The organism is Nocardia sp. NPDC059228 (assembly GCF_042754245.1).
Taxonomy (GTDB): Bacteria; Actinomycetota; Actinomycetes; order Mycobacteriales; family Mycobacteriaceae; genus Nocardia.
In genome coordinates this window covers 111,858-131,786 of record NZ_JBHZAL010000024.1, presented here as the reverse complement: position 1 = coordinate 131,786, position 19,929 = coordinate 111,858, and the positions used below count along the sequence as shown (strand labels likewise).

Sequence of the window (19,929 nt, the reverse complement as noted above, 5' to 3'; positions counted from 1 at the left end):
GAACGGCCCACCCGGCCCGGTCAGCTTCCCGGCCACCTGCGCGGCCAGAGCCTGCAGATCAACAGCGTTGGTCATGAATCAAGTCCTCGAATCCGTTGGGTAGCAGCGTTATCCGAGCGTCTTGTGCGGGACGCCGACGATCAGCCCGCCGTCGATCACGTGCTCCGCGCCGGTCGTGTAGCTCGATTCGTCGCTGGCCAGGTAGACGATGAGATTGGCGACCTCATCGGCGGTGGCGGCGCGGCCGAGCGGGATCTGCAGAAAGTCCTCGGGGATGCCCTCGGTCATCGGTGTGCGCACCATGCCGGGGTGGACCGAGTTCACGCGAATATTGTGCTGCGCCAGCTCGAGTGCGGCCGATTTGGTCAATCCGCGGACCGCGAACTTGGTGGCGGTGTAGCCATGCAGTCCAACGCTGCCGCGCAGGCCCTCGACCGACGAGATATTGACGATCGACCCGACGCCGGCATTCATCATCGCCGTGGCCGCGGCCTGAATGCCGAGGAAGGTACCGGTCAGATTGATGTCGACGATCTGCTGCCAGGCCCCCAGTTCGAAGTCGACGAGGGTGTTGCCGTTGACGATTCCGGCATTGTTCACCAGGACGGTCAGCGAACCGAACTCCTCGACGGCGACACTCACGGCCCGCTTCCAGTGCTCGGGGTCGGTCACGTCCAGGTGAACGAAGCGAGCCGCCGGACCCAATTCGGCCACCAGCGCTCTGCCTTCGGTCTCGAGCAGGTCGCCGATCACCACGCGGGCTCCGTGCTCGACCAGAGCACGGGCATGCGCCGCGCCCATGCCACGCGCGCCTCCGCTGACGAGGGCCACCTTGCCCGCGACTCGCTTGTTCATGCTCAGGCCTTCCATTGAGAGCTTCTCGGTCATGAGGGCAGCTAAGCATGTCTTCAATCACTGTTTCAATCATTGATTGAAACAGTGGAATGAGGTAAGGCCCCGGTGGAACGAACCAGGGATTGCAGATTGTTCGCTCACTGCCCACCCATCGCCGATCGACGCCGTCAACGAGGGCAGCTCCCGGCGTGTCGCCAGGTCACGCCACCAGCCGAACCGAAGCGAAGAAATACTCATCACGCAGGTCGGACCAGGTGCCGAGGCGCTCGGCACCGTGGGCATGCATGACTGGAGTGCATCTGTTTCAAAAATTTTGGTCGAGAGACCAATCGGTTGCAGCGCCGGCGTCGAATCATAATGGACAGTCGCTTTTGAAGTAGGGATGTCCGGCATGGCCTCAGTCGAAGCTGCAACGGAGCAGACGGTGGTGCGCGGGGTTGAGTCGGCGGAGGGACCGCCAGGGAAGGGTTGCCGGTCGGTACGGCGGCGTTTGCGACGGGGTGTGGTCGATGCCGGGGTCGTCGACGTACTGGACCGTTCGCCGAGGAGTCGGGGGGCGATATCGGGGTCGGGGATGTTGCCATCGTGTATCGGTCGACGGTCGAGCGCCGGTCGAAGGTACCGCAACTGTTGTCCGGAAATTAGCCATCGGCGTAATGAGTCCCGAATCGGCCGACATCGGCTGTAATGATCTTGGCGGCGGACTCGACGTATTCAGCACTATGCGGGTGTTGGAAATGGTCCCCGCCCTGGCCTCGTTCGTGGTCCCCGGACCGGCGCGCGACAGCATATCCGCCGGTCCTCGGGCGTTTTGAGTTCCTGAAATGAACGATATTTTGCGGAGGTCGAAATGCGCCAATCGAAGAGTGGCATCGAAGGCAGTCCCGACCGTTCCAAATCGTTGCCAACTGGCACATTTCAATCCTCCAGTCAATCCTCCAGGCACACACATTCGGGTAACAGTTCCAACACGCCCAGCAGTAATGCATCGCCGGCCGATATTCTTCCGCTGACCTCGGCGCAGCGGGGAATCTGGTTTGCCCAGCATCTCGCGGAATCCACGCCGATATCTGTCGCCCAATACGTCGAGATCGTCGGCGAGTTGGATGCGGAACTGCTTGCCGAGACATGCAGAACCGCCGGCCGGGAGTTCGGCTCCGGGCATATGCGCTTGATCGAGGTCGACGGAGAGCCCTGCCAGTTCGTCGACGAGGAAAATGGCGGCCCGGTGTCGGTCATGGACCTGCGCCGGCACGTCGACCCCGTTGCGACCGCGCACAGAATGATGGTCGAGGATTATTCCGCTCCACTGGACCTGCTGAACGACAACCTCATGACCAGCATCGTGTTCCGGGTCGGCGAGGACCATTACCTGTGGTATCAGCGCGCACACCACATCGCGCTCGACGGATTCGCCGCGGTAACAATGCTGCATCGGATGACCGAGCTGTACAACGCTTGGGTGAAGTCCGAGGAGCCGGCGCCGTGCCAGGCACAGGACCTGCGGGAAGTCGTCGAGCAAGATCTGGCGTACCGCGATTCGACGCGTCTCGACAATGACCGCGAACACTGGAGGGAGCACCTCGCGGGCGCACCTCCCGTCGTCAGTCTGGCCGCCCGCGTGAGCAAACCCACCATTCATCCCACGCTGGTCAGCACAGAGCTGGCCGACGACACCGCGCAGCTACTCGAAAATGTCGCGTTCGAGCACGAGTCGAGCGTGACTCCGATCATCGTTGCGGCGTTCGCGGCTTATCTCGCGCGGATGACCGGAAGCGATGAAGTATTGCTGAGCCTGCCCGTGTCGGGTCGGCACTCTGCCGTGCTGCGCCGTTCCGGGGGGATGGTGGCAAATGTGGTCCCGCTGCGAGTGCAGGTCGCCGCCCAAAGCGTCGGTGAACTGATCGCCGCGGTGAAAAGCGAGTTGACGAGTGCACTCCGCCGGCAGCGCTACCGCCAAGAGGACATATTCCATGACATGGGGATTGCGCGCGACGAGGCGGCATCATTCGGGCCCGCCGTCAACCTCATGATGGTCGAGAACGAGGTTGTACTGGGCAACACGACAGGCCGCCTGCACGTCCTCACCTCCGGACCTACCGCCGACCTCTTCGTCAATATCTACCCGGGGGCGGGCAGAGAGAGCACCCATATCGACTTCCAGGGGAATCCGAATTCGTACAGCCCTGAAGAGCTCGCTGATCACCATCGACGGTTCCGCATGTTCATGCACGAATTCCTCGCCGGCGGACCGGAATGCAAGGTCAGCAGACTGCCGCTACTCGAAATTCAGGAACGCTCTGCGCTACTACCCGTGCGAGGGCCCAGCGCGGTCGAAACACGGCTGCTTCCGGAGATTCTCACCGAAAGCGCGCGCCGGAACAGTAGCGGGTGCGCGATCGTCTCGGACGGCCAGACGATGACGTACGGCGAGCTGGACACCAGATCCTCGCAACTGGCCCGGCATCTGATCGCGCTGGGGTGTGGTCCGGACACGGCGGTGGCGATCATGCTGCGACGCTCGGTCGAATCGGTCGTGGCGACATGGGCGGTCGCGAAGAGTGGGGCGGCCTTCGTCCAGCTGGCCCCCGAGTACCCGTCGAAGCGGATAGACCACATGGTTGCCGACAGCGGCGCAACCGTGGCGATCACGGTCGACGCCCTGCGCGGGCGGCTCCCGCGGGGGATTCACCATGTGGTTCTCGACCACCCCGCGACCCTGGCCGACAGCGACACCGCGAGCGGGCCGATTTCCGATGTGGACCGCATCCGCCCACTACGACCGTCCAACGTCGCCTATATGACCTACACCTCGGGATCCACCGGAGCGCCGAAAGGCGTGCAGGTCACGCACACCGGCCTCGCGAATCTCATTGCCGATCGCGCCTCCACGTACGGCATCGACACGAAATCCCGTGTGTCCTATGCCCTTTCGCCCAGCTTCGATGCCTCCCTGGAACAGTTTCTGACCTGCTTCGCGAACGGATCCACGTTGGTGATCGTGCCGCCGGAGGTGACCGGCGGTGAGTCGCTCACGCAGCTGCTGGCCGACGAGCACGTGACCCACCTGACGCTGACGCCCACGATGCTGGCCACGGTCGACCCGCAGCTGCCGACCGACGTGCAGGTGGTCGTGGTCGGGGGCGACGTATGCCCACCACACCTCGTCGAACGGTGGACCCTGTCGGCGTCCATGTACAACGAATACGGTCCCACCGAATCCACCGTGACCGCCACCGGCGCCATGCTGAGACCCGGCCGCGCCCACACGGTCGGTGGCCCCATCCGCGGCGTCTCGGCCATGGTGCTGGACCGGACGCTGCAGCCGGTGCCCAGGGGCACCGCGGGCGAGTTGTACCTCGCCGGGCCGGGATTGGCCCGGGGATACAGCCGTCTGTTCGTCGAGACCGCCGCCCGGTTCGTCGCCGATCCGTACGGCGGCGCCGGCGCGCGCATGTACCGTACCGGCGATATCGCGCGCTGGACCGGCGAGAACGGCGAGACGACGCTGGAATTGATGGGCCGCAGCGACTTCCAGATCAAGATCCGCGGATACCGGATCGAACCGGGTGAAGTCGACGCCGCGCTCACCACACACGACGACGTGGACCTGTGCGTCACGGTGCCGGTGCAGAACAACGTCGGCACGACCGTGCTGGCGTCCTATGTCGTCCCGGTCAGCGGCCGTCGGATCGATCCGGTCGAAATCCTGCGCTTCGCTCGCGATTCGCTGCCGCCGCACATGGTCCCGGCGGTGGTCCTCCCGTTGGACAGCCTCCCGGTGAACGCCTTCGGCAAGCTCGATCGCCGCGCTCTGCCGAAGCCCGAATTCGGGGCCGCGCCGGTCGGGCGGGCACTGGCCACGGCCCGGGAAAAGACGATCGCACGGTTGTTCACCGAGGTACTCGGCGTGTCCCGGGTCGGGGCGGACGACAGCTTCTTCGCCCTCGGCGGCGACAGCATTCTGTCGATCCGGCTGGTGGCGGGGGCCAAGGCCGAAGGCCTGAGCTTCTCCACACAGGACGTGTTCGTACACAAGACCGTTGCGGGCCTGGCGGCCACGGCGACGGAAGTCGGCGACGCCCCCGGATTGGCCGAGTTGCCCGGTGGCGGCGTCGGGCCGATGCCGTTGTCGCCGATCATGCACGCAATGCTGGATCGGGGTCATTACGACCGATTTGCGCAGGCCGCGCTGGTGCAGCTGCCCGAGGGGGTCGATCGAGCGGGTCTGGTACGCGCGCTGGGATCCCTGCTGGACCGCCACGACATGCTGCGCGCGGTATTGCGCGGCGGCGATTCGGCCGATCGCTTCCTCGAGGTCCTCGATCGGGAAGCGGTCGACCCGGAGGCCGCGCTGGTCGAAGTCGGGATCGATCGACGTGACGCCGCCGACGTCGACCGGCACCTGAACCGAGCCGCGGATCGATTGGACCCGGGCAACGGTGTGCTCGTGCAGGCCGTCTGGATTCACGATCGCAGCGGCTCTGGACCCGACCTGATGTGGCTGGTGATCCACCATCTCGCCGTCGACGCGGTGTCGTGGCGCATCATCCTCACCGACCTCGCGCAGGCCTGGGCGCAGGTCTCCGCCGGCGGCGAGCCGCATTTCGGCCCGCTCACCACCTCGTTTCGCCGGTGGGCGCACGGCTTGGTCGAGCAGGCCCCGGGCAGGCGGGCGGCGGAGCTCGACCTGTGGAAAGACGTCCTCGAGCGCGGCGATCAGCTACTCGGATCGCGTCGTCTGATCCCGGATCGTGACATCGGGGCCACGGCGGGCCGGGTCGATCAGCGTATCCCGGCAGCGGTTGCCGAGGCGGTGCTCACCACCATCCCGGACCGCTTCCACTGCAGTGCCAACGATCCGCTGGTGGCAGCTCTGGTGCTCGCCCTCGGTGAGTGGCGGCGCAGGCGCGGCACGGCGGCGGCCGGAGAGTTGATCTCGCTGGAAGGACACGGCCGCGAGGAGTCGGCCGTACCCGGCGCCGATCTGAGCGCCACCGTCGGCTGGTTCACCACCCGCTTCCCGGTCCGGATCGATTGGGAGAACGTCGATCTCGATGATGCGCTGGCCGGCGGCGTGAGTGCGGGACTGGCGATAAGGCAGGTGAAGGAGCAGCTGCGCGCGGTGCCCGGCAACGGCATCGGCTATCAGGTACTGCGTCATCTCGACTCCCAGGGCCGCGCCGAGCTCGCAGAGCTGCCCGAACCTCAGGTCAGCTTCAACTACCTCGGGCGGGTGGGTTCCCGTGACCGCTCGGGCCCCTGGGCACCTACCACCGAATTCACCGCGCTGACCGCGACGAGCGATCCGGCGATGGCGCTGCCGGCCGTGCTCGATATCAATGCGATCGCCGAAGGAGGCAACGGCGGGCTCGAACTCGCTGCGACCTGGGAGTTCGCCTCACAGGTGTTGACGGGTGAGGAGGTCGACGAGCTCGCCGGGCTGTGGGCTCGGGCCCTGGGGGCGCTGGCCGATCACGTCCGATCCGAAACCACCGACAGCTTCACGCCATCCGACTTCCCGCTCACCGCGGTATCGCAGGACGATGTCGACCGCTGGCTGCGGGAATACCCGTCGATGACCGATGTGTGGCCACTCACCGCCCTGCAGTCCGGGCTGCTGTTCCACACGATCTACGACCCGGACGGCGTCGACGGCTACATCGTGCAGGCGGCGCTGACGTTCACCGGGCAGGTGGATGGCGACCGGATGCGGCGGGCCGCGCAGGTGCTCATCGACCGGCACGACAGTCTGCGGACCTCGTTCGTCGAGAGTGACGATGGGCCACGGCAGATCGTATTGCGCGACACCACGGTCGATTGGGGCGAGTCGAATATCAGCGGTGTCGGCCGGCAGGCGGAAGCACTGCGGCGACTCGCGACGGCGGCCGCGGCCCCGTTCGATCCGGCCCGCCCGCCGCTGGTGCGTTTCCACCTCGTCCGCACCGGCGTCGATATGTTCCAGTTGCTGGTCACCAACCACCACCTCGTGCTCGACGGCTGGTCGATGCCCCTGCTGATCCACGAGCTACTCGCGCTGTACATATCCGACTGCGATACGGCCCAGCTCCCGCCCCCTCATTCGTACCGCGAGTATCTGCAGTGGCTGCAGGCTCAGGACCGAGACGCCGCGACCGCCGCGTGGCGGGAGATGCTCGCCGGAATCGACAGTCCGACACGCATCACGAACGGGCCGGATCGGACCGTCACCGCGCATGCCGACGAAGTCGGCCTGAAGCTGGACGCCGCGACCACCGCCGCGATTCTCGACCTCGGCCGCTCGCATGGCGTCACCCCCAACACGGCCCTGCACGTGGCGTGGGCATTGCTGGTGGCCGTCCAGGCCGGACGGCCGGACGTGGTGTTCGGCAATACGGTGTCGAACCGCCCGCCGCGGATTCCGGATGTCGAGCGCATGGTCGGGCTCATGGTCAACACGCTGCCCGTCCGCGTCCGGCTCGAACCCGACGAGACCGTCGGCGACCTGCTCGTCCGCGTGCAATCCGAGCAGGCGGCGATGCTGGATCATCAGCACATCGGCTTGGCGGAGCTGCAGCGGGCCGCCGGCATCACCGACATGTTCGATACCGCGACGGTGCTCGAGTCCTATCCGTTCGACCGGGAACTGCTGGCACACGATCTCTCCGACGCCGGATTGCGGCTCGTCGAGATCGTCGCGCACGATGCCACGCCGTATCCGCTGAGCCTGCAGGTGACCCCGCCGCGGTCGAGTCGTGAGGGCGGACCGGACACCGGCGAGCCCGGAACCTACACGGTGACACTGAAATTCGCCACCGACCGATTCGACTCGGACGAGGCCCGCACGCTGCTCGAACGCTTCGAGTTGCTGCTCACGCAGATCGTCGGGGATCCCGCCCGGACGGTCTCCTCGATCTCCTCCTGCTGGGATTCCGAACGCGCGCAACTGCTTTCGGTCGGCAGCGAGCAGCCGGCCGCGGACCTCGTGCTCCGCGACATCCTGTCGGGGACCGCGCGGAGGTATCCGGATGCCGTGGCTGTCCGGTGCGGTGACAGCACGTGGACCTATCGTGAGCTGGAGCGTCGCGCCGACGCGTTCGCTCGCCTGCTGGTCGGCCGCGGTGCTCGCGCCGAGTCGATCGTCGCCTTGGCCCTGCCCCGCTCGGCCGAACTCGTCGTCGCGATCTGGGCGGTGGCGACAACAGGTGCCGCCTTCCTGCCGTTGGATCCCGGCAACCCCGCCGCGCGGATCGGAGAGTTGCTGTCCGACTCGCGGACCACGCTGGGTGTGACGACAAGCGCTGTGGCACAGCAGCTTCCGGATAGCGTCGACTGGTTGATCCTGGACGCTGCCACATCGGACCCTCACGAGGGTCTCCCCCGCCCGTCCGGAATGGCCGGGGGCGACCGCCTGTCGGCCGACAATGCGGCATACGTGATCTACACATCCGGATCGACCGGCACGCCGAAGGCGGTCCACCTCAGCCATCGAGGTCTGGCCGATCTGGTCGCGGCGCAGGCCGATGCCTTCGCACCGACTCCGGATTCGGTGGTGTTGCAGGTCGCGTCGCCGGGATTCGACGCCTGCGTGTCGGAGTTGCTGTTGGCGCACAGCAGCGGCGCCTGTCTCGTGGTGGCGCCGCCGGAGGTATTCGCCGGGACCGACCTCGAGGAATTGCTTCGGTCGCAGCAGGTTTCGCACGCGATCATCACCCCGTCCGTGCTCAACACCATGGATCCGTCCCGGATACCGTCGCTGACATCGCTCGCGGTCGTCGGTGAATCGGTCGGGCCGGACACCGTGAGCCGGTGGGCCCCGGGGCGACGGCTGATGAATCACTACGGACCGACCGAGTGCACGATCTGGGCAACGGGATCGGATGTCCTCGCACCCGGCGACCCGGTGACGATCGGTGGCCCGATCCGGGGCGCGTCCGCGATGGTGCTGGACCCGTGGCTGCGACCGGTGCCGGTCGGTGTCGCGGGCGAACTCTATATCGGCGGACCCGGACTCGCCCGTGGATACGTCGGTCGCCGGGGCGTGACCGCGTCCCGCTTCGTCGCGGATCCGCGATCCACCCGCGGCGAGCGGATCTACCGCACCGGTGATTCCGTGCGCTGGGTGCGCGGACCCGCCGGGTTGGCACTGGAATACCTGGGCCGCTGCGATCAGCAGGTCAAGATTCACGGCCTGCGGATCGAGCCGGGGGAAATCGATGCGCACGTGGCCCGGCGCCCGGACGTGGCGAACGTCGCGACCGTGGCGGTGAAAGGGCCTGCCGGCGAACCGGTTCTGGTGTCCTATGTCGTCTCCGCGCCGGGCGCTGCGGTCGATGTGGCGGCCATCGAAGGCGATCTCGCGGGCAGGCTGCCGCGCTATATGAATCCCGCCGCGATCGTGCGGCTGGAGGAGATGCCGCGCACGCCCACGGGCAAGGTCGATCGGAAGGCCTTGCAGCAGCGCGCCTTCGATGCCGGTGCCACGGGCGGCAGACCGCCGTCGACGCCGACGGAGCAGATCGTGGCGAAACTCTTCGCCGATGTGCTCCATCTCGACACCGTGTCCGCCGACAGCAACTTCTTCGCCCTCGGCGGGGACAGCATCGTCTCGATGCGGCTGGTGGCGCTGGCGAGATCCGCCGGGCTCACGCTCACGCCGCGAGATGTGTTCGAAGGCAAGACAGTTGCCGCTCTCGCCGTGATGGCGGGTGGCGACGCGGCTCCGGTGACCATCGAGGAACCCCCGCGGCTCTCGAAAGCGGATCGCGCGTATCGCGCCTCGGATTCTTCGCTCGTCACGCTCACCCGGCAGGACATCGATCGGCTCGAGCGGCAGTACCCCGGGCTGTCCGACGTATGGCCGTTGTCGCCCATGCAATCCGGGATGCACTTCGACTCGACGTTCGATCCGGATGCGGCGGACGACTACACCGTCCAGACGATGATCGGATTTTCCGGCGCGGTCGACGGTGAGCGCCTGCGGCGTGCCGCGCAGGCCGTGGTCGATCGGCACGACATCCTGCGGGCCGCTTTCGCGGAGACGTCGGCCGGGCCGTGCCAGATCGTGCTGGACCATGCCGACGTCGACTTCCGGGAGATCGATCTCGCCGCTGGCGGCGATGCGGAATCCCCGGCCGACCCGGAATCGATTGCCGCGGCGGACGCGGCGGCGGGATTCGACCTGTCGGCTCCCCCGCTGTTGCGCTTGACGCTGATCCGTGTCGATGCGGAGTCCTTCCGGCTGCTCGTCACGAATCACCATGTGATCCTGGACGGCTGGTCGATGCCGCTGCTGATGCGAGAACTGCTCGACTACTACGGTTCTCCCGAACATATCGACTCCGCCGGACCCGCGCCCTCCTACCGCGACTATCTGGCCTGGCTGGGTCGGCAGGACAGCGCGGCATCCAAAGCGGCATGGGCGCAAGCCTTTTCGGATGTCGACGCGCCCACCCGGGTGTCCCGCGACGCCGACGCGGCGCGCGCGGTATCCGCCGCCGAGGTCGGGGCCGAGGTGACGGCGGATCGTTTCGGAGCACTCCGTCGCGTGGCGGCGGAGACGGCCGTCACCATCAATACGGCCGTGGCCGCGGCCTGGGCCCTGAATCTGCGGGTACTCACCGGCGAGACCGATGTGATCTTCGGTTCCTCGGTGTCGGGCCGCCCCCCGGAACTGCCGCTGGTCGATCAGGCGCTCGGCATGTTCCTGAATACGATTCCCGTGCGCGTCCCGCTCGAACCCACAATGACCGTTCGCGAGTTGCTGATCGGCATTCAGGAGCGGCACGCCCGCATGCTGGAGCATCACCATATCGGCCTGCCCGAGATCCACCGCAGTGCCGGCCTGCCCGAACTCTTCGACACCGCCCTCACCTTCCAGTCGTTCCCCGTCGACCGGACGGCACTGCAGCAGCTCGTCGATTCGGCGGGCCTGCGGGTGAACGAACTCAGTGAACTGGACGCGACACCGTACCCGCTGAGCCTGATCGTGGAACCCACGCAGTCCGAGCACGGCGAGCCACAAGGACTGCGGATCACCCTCCGGTTCCATGACCGTGAATTCGACACCGTCTCGGCGCGCCGCATCCTCGACCGCTTCGTCGAGTTGCTGTGCCGGTTCGCCGCGAACGCCGATACGCGACTCGGTGAGCTACGGCTCGACGAGGAACCGCGGCCATCGTGGCCGGATTCCCGTGCGGAAGCGACGATCCCGGACACGCTGGACCGGATGCTCGCCGCCTCCGCTGCCGCCGATCCCGACGCGATCGCCGTGCGATACGGCACGACCACCATGACCTACCGCCAGCTCGACGAGCGATCCACCCGGCTGGCCCGGGTCCTGCTGCGGCACGGCGCCCGGCGGGGACAGGTCGTCGCCTCCGTGCTGCCGCGTTCCCCGGCGGCGACCGTCACCGTGTGGGCCGTGGCGAAGACCGGTGCCGCATTCCTGCCGATCGATCCGGCCCTGCCCTCGGAGCGAATCGAATTTCTGCTGTCCGACTCGGGAACCGTGCTCGGACTGACCGATACGTCCGCCGGGAAACGTCCTCCCGGCGGAGTCGAGTGGCTGATCCTCGACGAGGACCAGGCGCTCGGGACCGTGGACTCGGCGCCCGCCCTGCCGATCACCGATGCCGAACGCGGCGGGCCGATCCGGCGGGATCAGATCGCCTACGTGAGCTACACCTCCGGGTCGACCGGAACGCCCAAGGGCGTACTCGTCAGCCATCGCGGCCTGGCCGAAATCGTCGCGGCGCAACGGCGACTGTTCGGCGCCGACCCGATGTCGGTGGTCCTGCAGGTCGCCTCGCCCAGCTTCGACGCCTCGGTGTTCGAGTTGTTGATGGCGCACGGTTCGGGCGGCCGGCTGGTCATATCTCCCGCCGAGATCTACGCCGGCCCCCAATTGGCGGATCTGATTGCACATGAACGTATTTCGCACGCCATCGTGACCCCCTCGGCGCTGGCGACGGTCTCGCCCGACGGTCTCGACGGGCTGCGGGTGCTCGCGGCAGCCGGAGAGCCGGTCGGAACCGAACTGGTCGATCGGTGGGCGCCGCGCCGCACCATGGTCAATCTGTACGGGCCGACCGAGACCACGATCTGGGCTACCACCAGCGCTGCGCTGGCGCCCGGTGCCGCGATCACGATCGGCAGGCCGGTCGGTACCGTCGCGGCCGTGGTCCTCGATACCTGGCTGCGACCCGTACCGGACGGTATCGCGGGCGAGCTGTACCTGTTCGGCGCCGGACTGGCCGATGGCTACGTCGCCAGGACGGGGTTGACCGCGGCGCGGTTCGTCGCATGCCCGTTCGAGGGGCCGGGTCAGCGCATGTACCGCACCGGTGACGTGGTGCGCCGCAGCGCCGATGGCGAGTTGGAATTCCTGGGACGCAACGATTTTCAGGTCAAGGTGCACGGCACCAGAATCGAGCTCGGGGAGATCGACGCGGCGCTGGGCGCGCGTGCGGATGTGGCATACGCGGTCACCGTGCCGCGCCGCGAGGACGGCCGGTCGGTGCAGCTGGTGTCCTATGTCATGCCCGCGGCCGGAACCGAGGTATCGGGCGCGGAGTTGCGTGCGGCACTGGCCGAGACGCTGCCCCGGACCATGGTGCCGTCCGCGGTGATCGTGCTGGACGAGGTACCGCTGACCGCCAACGGGAAGCTGGATCGTGAGCGGCTGCCCGAGCCGGTTGCCGTCGTGCGCGAGTTCCGGGCACCGGCACCAGGGATGGAAGAGCTGGTCGCGCGAACATTCGAGCAGGTGCTCGACGTGGACGGGGTGGGCGCCGACGACGACTTCTTCGCGCTGGGCGGGGATTCGCTGAGCGCCTCGCTGGTGGTGGGGCGCCTGGGTGCGGCCTTGAACGTGCGAGTGCCGGTGCGATCGGTTTTCGAGGCGCCGACCGTCGCCGAATTGGCCACGCGCACTGGGTCACTCGGCGATGGGGGCCGCTTGCCCCTGGTGTCCGGCGTGCACCCCGACCCCGTGCCGTTGTCGCTGGCGCAGCAGCGGATGTGGTTCCTGAACCGGTTCGAGCCGGATTCTCCGGCCTACAACATTCCGGTGATGCTGCGGTTGTCGGGACGGCTGAGCACCGACGCGCTGGCGGCCGCGCTCGCGGACGTGGTCGCACGCCACGAAGTCTTGCGGACGATCTATCCGGAAGTCTCCGGTGAGCCGCGGCAGGTCGTCTTCGACGAGCCCGCGGTGCCGGTGGAGCCGGTGCGGGTATCGGCGGATGCGGTCCCGGACGTGGTGGGCGAGTTCGTGCGACGCGGATTCGATGTGACCGCCCGAGTGCCGATGCGAGTCGGATTGTTCGAGCTCGACGCCGAACCCGGCAGTGACACAGGAGAATTCCTGCTCGTGCTGGTGGTCCATCACATCGCCGGCGATGGTCAGTCGATGAGCCCGCTGGCCCATGACGTGATGGTGGCGTATGCCGCGCGGCTGGCCGGGCACGCGCCGGAGTGGGAGCCACTCGCGGTGCAGTACGCGGATTTCGCGTGGTGGCAACGGCAGATGCTGGGGGCCGCAGACGATCCGGCGTCGTTGATGTCCACCCAGCTGGACTTCTGGCGCTCGACGCTCGCCGGCGCACCGGACCGGCTGGACCTCCCGGCGGACCGGCCACGCCCGGCCGTCGCCTCGCTGTCGGGCGGCCGGATACCGCTGGAGATCGGTGCGAGGCTGCACGAGCAGCTGCTCGCGCTGGCACGGTCGCGGGGATCGTCGCTGTTCATGGTGATGCATGCCGCGCTGGCAACGGTTCTGGGGCGGCTCGGCAACACCGAGGACATCGTGATCGGCACCCCGGTCGCGGGGCGGGGCGAACCCGGCCTGGACGAGCTGGTCGGGATGTTCGTGAACACGCTGGCATTGCGGACCCGGGTGGATACCGGCGAGCCGTTCACCGATTTGCTGACGCGCGCGCGTGACACGGACCTGCTGGCATTCGAGCACGCGGATGTGCCGTTCGAGCGGGTCGTGGAGGAGCTGAAGCCGGAGCGATCCGCGGCGCGGCATCCGTTGTTCCAGGTGGTCCTGGCGTTCCAGAACCTGTCGAACGTCGAGGTAACACTGCCCGATGTCCGGGTCGCCCGGGCGGAGGTGGATACCGGGGCGACCCAGTTCGACCTGCAACTGGTGCTGTCAGAATCGTTCGATTCCGGTGTGGCGCAAGGTGTCTCGGGAATGATGAGCTATGCACGGGATCTCTTCGACGAGGAGACCGCGGCGGGAATCGCCCGGCGGCTGGTGCGGGTCCTGGAAGCCGTCGTCGACGATCCGGCCATCGTGGTCGGGGACATCGACTGGCTCGACGCCGACGAGCGCTCGGCGCTCACCTGGCGGGTGGGCAAACACACCTCGGCGGCGTCGGAGCCGTGCGGATCGCTGCCGGAGGTGTTCGCCTCGGCCGTCCGGGACAACGGCGACGGTATTGCCGTCGTCGCGGGAGATGCCACGTTGTCGTATGCACAGCTGGACGAGCGATCGAGCCGGCTGGCGAGGTTGCTGATCAGCCGAGGCGCCGGACCGGAGAATTCGGTGCTGGTGGCGGCAGCGCGGTCGATGGAGTCCGTCGTCGCGTGGTGGGCGGTGGTGAAGTCGGGTGCGGCCTTCGTGCCGGTCGACCCCAGCTATCCCGAAGGCCGGATCACGCAGATGGTGGCGGATTCTGGTGCGACGCTGGGCGTGACGGTGTCGTCGGCAGCTGCCGGGATGCCCGATACGGTGGACTGGATCGTGCTCGACGACGAGGCCGTGGCCGCACGGATCGACGGGTTGGCGAGCGGCCCGGTCGGCGATGACGAGCGACTCCGGCCGCTGCGGGCCTCGAACGTTGCCTACGTGATCTTCACCTCCGGATCCACCGGGGTGCCGAAGGGCGTCGCCGTCACCCATTCCGGCATCGCCGATTTCGTCTCGTGGCTCCGCGCCGACCTCGACCTCCGGCACACGTCCAGGGTGTTGCATTTCGCGTCGCCGTCGTTCGACGCCGCCCTGCTGGAGACCCTGATGGCGGTCAGCCGGGCCGGTGCGCTGGTCGTGGCGCCGACGGGGATCTACGGCGGTGGAGAGTTGGCCGAGCTCTTGCGCGTGCAGCGGGTGACCCATGCCTTCATGACCCCTGCCGCGCTGGCGTCGGTGGATCCGGCCGGGCTGGACCACGTGCGGGTGGTGATGTCCGGCGGTGACGAAGTCCCGGCGGATCTGGTGAACCGTTGGGCGGGAACCGATCCCGCCGGCGCCCGGAAGTTCCGGGAGCTGTACGGGCCGACCGAGGCCACGATTGTCGCCACGGCGACGGGTGCGCTGCGATCGGGTGACCGGCCGACGATCGGCGCCCCGCTGCCGGGCATCCAGGCGCTGGTCCTGGATGCCCGGATGCAGCCGGTTCCGGTGGGGGTGGCCGGAGAGTTGTATCTGGCAGGCCCGGCACTGGCGCGCGGGTACCTGGACAAGGCGGCGGTGAGTGCGGCGCGTTTCGTGGCGCACCCGTTCGGGGAACCCGGGCGCCGCATGTACCGCACCGGTGATGTGGTGCGCTGGAAGGCCGACGGCGACCTGGAATTCCTGGGGCGCAACGACTTCCAGGTGAAGATCCGCGGCTACCGGGTCGAGCTGGGCGAGATCGACGCCGCGCTGAGCGCGCGGGCGGACGTGGCATACGCGATCACGACGCCGTGGCATACGGGCACGGGTCCGGCGCAGCTGGTGTCCTATGTGGTGCCCGAAATCGGGACGAGCCTCTCGGGCGAGGAGTTGCGGGCGGCGCTGGCCGAGATGCTGCCGTCGTACCTGGTGCCCGCCGCGGTGATGATCCTCGACGCGATCCCCTTGTCGCCGAATGGAAAGCTCGACCGCGCGGCCCTGCCCGCACCCGTCGTGCAGGCCAGGCGATTCCGGGCCCCGGCGTCACCGGTGGAGGAGATAGTGGCCGGCGTCTACGCCGACGTTCTCGGCATCGACGGTCCGATCGGCGCCGACGACGACTTCTTCGAACTGGGTGGCAACAGCCTGGTGGCGACTCGCGTCGCCGCCCGGATCGGTGCCGCGCTCGACGCGACCGTCCCGGTGTCGATGATCTTCGAGGCGCCGACGGTCGCGAGGTTGGCCGCGCGCGCCGAATCGCAGGCCCACACCGGGCGGGTGGCGCTGACCGCACAGCCACGGCCGCAGCGCATTCCCCTGTCGTACGCACAGCAACGGATGTGGTTCCTGAACCGGCTCGAGCCCGGCTCGGCCGCCTACAGTATTCCGATCATCCTGCGGCTGTCCGGAGAGCTGGATCTCGACGCGCTGCGCGCGGCCATCGCGGATGTGCTGAACCGGCACGAGGTATTGCGGACCGTCTACCCGTATGCCGAGGGCGAGCCGTCGCAGGTCGTCCTGCGCACAGCCGAGGCGATTCCGCCGGTCACCGTGACCCCGGTGACGGAATCGGAACTGGCCGAATCGTTGTCGGTCTCCGTCTCGACGGTGTTCGATGTGACGGTCGACGCACCGTTGCGGATCCGGTTGTTCGAGCTCGGGCAGCACGAGTGGGTCCTGGCCGTGGTGGTGCACCACATTTCCTGCGACGGGTCGTCGCTCGGCCCGCTGGCCCGGGACATGATGTCCGCGTACACCGCACACCTGGTCGGGGAGACACCGAGCTGGCCCGTGCTGCCGGTGCAGTACGCCGACTACGCGATCTGGGAGCGAACGGTGCTGGGGACCGAACACGATCCCGACTCGGTGCTACGCGCCCAGATCGACTACTGGACACTCGAATTGGCGGAGCTCCCGCCGTTGCTGGAGCTACCGACCGACCGGCCGCGGCCGCCCGTGCAGACCTATGCGGGCGCGACCGTGCCGATCACCGTCGGCGCCGATCTGCACGCGGCATTGCAGCAGGTCGCGCGAGCACACAACACGACGCTGTTCATGGTCTTCCACGCGGCGCTGGCGGCCACGCTGGCCCGGCTGGCCGACACTGACGACATAGCGATCGGCACTCCGTACGCGGGACGCGGCGAGCCCGAACTCGACGATCTGGTCGGGATGTTCGTCAACACCCTGGTGCTGCGGACCCGGTTGACCCCGGGAATGACGTTCACCCAGCTGCTCGAGCACGTGCGCGGGACCGACCTGGCCGCGTTCGGGCACGCCGATGTGCCATTCGAGCGGCTGGTGCAGGAGCTGAACCCGGTGCGGTCGCACGCTCACCATCCGCTGTTCCAGGTGATGCTGGCATTCCAGAACCTCGCCAAGGCCGAGTTCGACCTGCCGGGGCTCTCGGTATCGGCCGTGACGGCCGAGACCGACACCGCGCTGTTCGATCTGCTGGTCACGGTGTCGGATTCCTACGACTCCACCGGTGCCCCGGCCGGCATCAGCGGCGCGGTCACGTACGCGAGCGACCTCTTCGACGCGGCCACGGTGACCACGATCGCCGATCGCCTGCTGCGGTTGCTCGGCGCACTGGCGGCCGATTCGACGCAGCCGGTGCACGAGGTGGATCTACTCGGCGCCGATGAACGCGAAGCCGTTCTGACGCAGTGGAATTCGACCGATCACCGGCTCCCTCCGGGCGAGACGCTCGCCTCGGTCTTCGCCGACTCGGTGCGGGCGCATGCCGATGGGCCCGCAGTGGTATTCGGCGAACAGTCGCTGAGTTATGCGGAATTCGCTTCTCGCGTATACCGGTTGGCGCGGTGGTTGATCGGCCGTGGAGTGGGTCCGGAGTCGTTGGTGGCGCTGCGTATGCGGCGTTCACTGGACCAGGTCACCGCCATGTACGCGGTGCACGCCGCCGGCGGTGGGTACGTCCCGGTCGATCCGGACCTGCCGGCCGACCGCATCGAGTACATGCTGTCGATCGCCGCGCCGGTGTTGGAACTCTCGTCCCTCGATGGGCTGGCGCTGTCCGGATTCGATGACGCGCCGGTTACCGACGCCGATCGGCTCGGGCCGCTGCGACCGCACAACTTCGCCTACGTGCTATTCACTTCGGGGTCGACCGGCCGGCCGAAAGGTGTTGCGGTATCGCATTGTTCGGTGGTGAACCAGTTGCGGTGGCACGCCGAGACCTACGCGTTGACGTCGAACGACGTGGTGCTGCAGAAGTCCCCGGCTACGTTCGACATGTCGGTATGGGAGGTGTTCACGACCCTGGCGATGGGGGCGCGGCTGGTGATCGCGCGCGCCGACGGGCATACCGACCTCGCGTATCTCGCCGAAACCATTGCTGCCCAGCGGGTCACGATCACCGCCCTCGTACCGTCGATGCTGGCGGTATTGGCGGACGCGGTGCCGGCGGAGTCGCTGGAGTCGGTGCGGACGCTCCTGGTGGGTGGTGAGGCATTCGGGCCCGACGTGGTGGCCGACGTGCGGCGAACCTGGCCCGGGGTCGAGTTGCACAACCTGTACGGGCCGACCGAGTTCACCGTGGCCGCAACCGCGCATCGGGTGATCGAATCCGACAGCGGCACCATGCCGATCGGCTCACCGGTATGGAACGCGCGGGCATACGTACTCGACGACCGGTTACATCCGGTACCACCCGGTGTCGCCGGGGAACTGTACCTGGCGGGCGCCCAGCTCGCGCGCGGCTATCAGTCACGTCCGGGCCTGACCGCGGAACGGTTCGTGGCCGACCCCTACGGTGACGGCGGACGCCTGTACCGCACCGGCGACCTGGTGCGCTGGCGCCACAGCGGCGAATTGGAATACCTGAGCCGCACCGATTTCCAGGTGAAGCTGCGCGGCCTGCGTATCGAACTCGGTGAAATCGAGGCCGTACTCGCCGAGCACCCGGGCGTCGCCCGCGCGATCGCCGTGGTGCACACCACCGGTACGGCGGACCATCTCGTCGGCTACGTGGTGCCCGCCGCGGGCGCGACGATCGATACCGCGGCGGTCCTGGCGCACGTGGCAAGCGAACTGCCCGACTACATGGTGCCCACCACGGTGGTGGCGCTCGACACGGTGCCCCTCACGGTGTCGGGCAAGTTGGACCGTGCGCGACTACCGGAGCCGGTGCTCGCGGTGGGAGAGTTCAGGGAGCCCTCGTCGTGGTTGGAAGAGGAGGTCGCGCGGGCCTTCGAAGCGGTACTCGGTGTGGAACGGGTGGGCGCCGACGACGACTTCTACGCTTTGGGCGGCAACTCGCTGAAGTCGGTGCAAGTGGTGAGCGAGTTGCGCAAGGGACTCGACTACGAGGTTCCGATCAGCTGGATGTTGTCCGATCCCTGCCCGGCCGACCTGGCGAAGCGGATCGAATCCGGAATGCGCTCCGGTACCACCGTCGAGCGGACCGACATCGGCTTCGACGTATTGCTGCCGATCCGGACCGGCGGTGAGCAACCGCCACTGTTCTGTATCCACCCGGCCCTGGGCCTGTCGTGGTGTTACCGCACATTCGACAGGTACCTCGCCGCCGGCCGGCCGATCTACGGCCTTCAGGCGCCGCAGATCGGCGGCGAGGACCCCGGTCCGACGTCGATCCGGGACATGGCGGAACGCTATTTCGAGGAGATTCGCGCGGTTCAGCCACACGGCCCCTATCACCTCCTCGGCTGGTCGCTGGGTGGCGTGATCGCCCACGCGATTGCCGTCGAGATGCGCGCCGCCGGTGAAGAGGTCGCGCTACTGGCACTGCTGGACGCCGAAGTGGGCGGTGTCGACGAGTCGACGGTCCGCGCCGTCACGGCCGGAGAGCTGATCAGCAATCTCGGCCCGGTCATGGGCGTCGATTTCGTGAGCGCCGATGCGACCGCCGAGGAGGCTGCCGATCTGATCGAACAGCACTTCGGGGGCGGCCTGGGCATCGACGCCGCCAGGATCGAGCGCCTGACCGACGCCTACAACCTGGCGATCCGGGCAGCCAGTGCGTGGCGGCCGGCGGTCCTGGACAGCGACATGCTCTATTTCACCGCGACACAGGACAGGCGATCCGATGCTGCGGGTCACGAGGGGTGGGCGCAGGTGGTCCGTGGCCGGATTTCGACCTTCGACATCGATGCGGCCCACCTCGCGATGACCGAACCGGGCGCGGTTGCTCAGATCGCCCGGATTCTCAACACACGATTGGAGCGATGACC

At 67.7% G+C, this 19,929-nt stretch carries 2 protein-coding genes; one reads left to right on the top strand and one right to left on the bottom strand.

Annotated elements, in window-relative coordinates:
* Nucleotides 1-108 precede the first annotated feature (108 nt).
* The gene (locus tag ACFXKA_RS30085; RefSeq protein WP_379429875.1) at nucleotides 109-855 is read right to left on the bottom strand and encodes a glucose 1-dehydrogenase; all 747 of its coding nucleotides are present in this window, start codon (nucleotides 853-855) and stop codon (nucleotides 109-111) included.
* An 850-nt stretch (nucleotides 856-1,705) separates the two neighbouring features.
* On the opposite strand from ACFXKA_RS30085, the gene ACFXKA_RS30080 reads away from it, so the two are divergent.
* Nucleotides 1,706-19,927 carry an amino acid adenylation domain-containing protein gene (locus ACFXKA_RS30080; RefSeq protein WP_379429871.1) on the top strand — a complete coding sequence of 6,074 codons (18,222 nt, stop codon included), beginning with the start codon at nucleotides 1,706-1,708 and terminating at the stop codon, nucleotides 19,925-19,927.
* Nucleotides 19,928-19,929: the final 2 nt, after the last annotated feature.

What these genes read in the sequence shown, in the direction of transcription:
- ACFXKA_RS30085 (WP_379429875.1), bottom strand. Translation starts at nt 855, where the DNA reads ATGAACAAGCGAGTCGCGGGCAAGGTGGCCCTCGTCAGCGGAGGCGCG.
- ACFXKA_RS30080 (WP_379429871.1), top strand. Translation starts at nt 1,706, where the DNA reads ATGCGCCAATCGAAGAGTGGCATCGAAGGCAGTCCCGACCGTTCCAAA.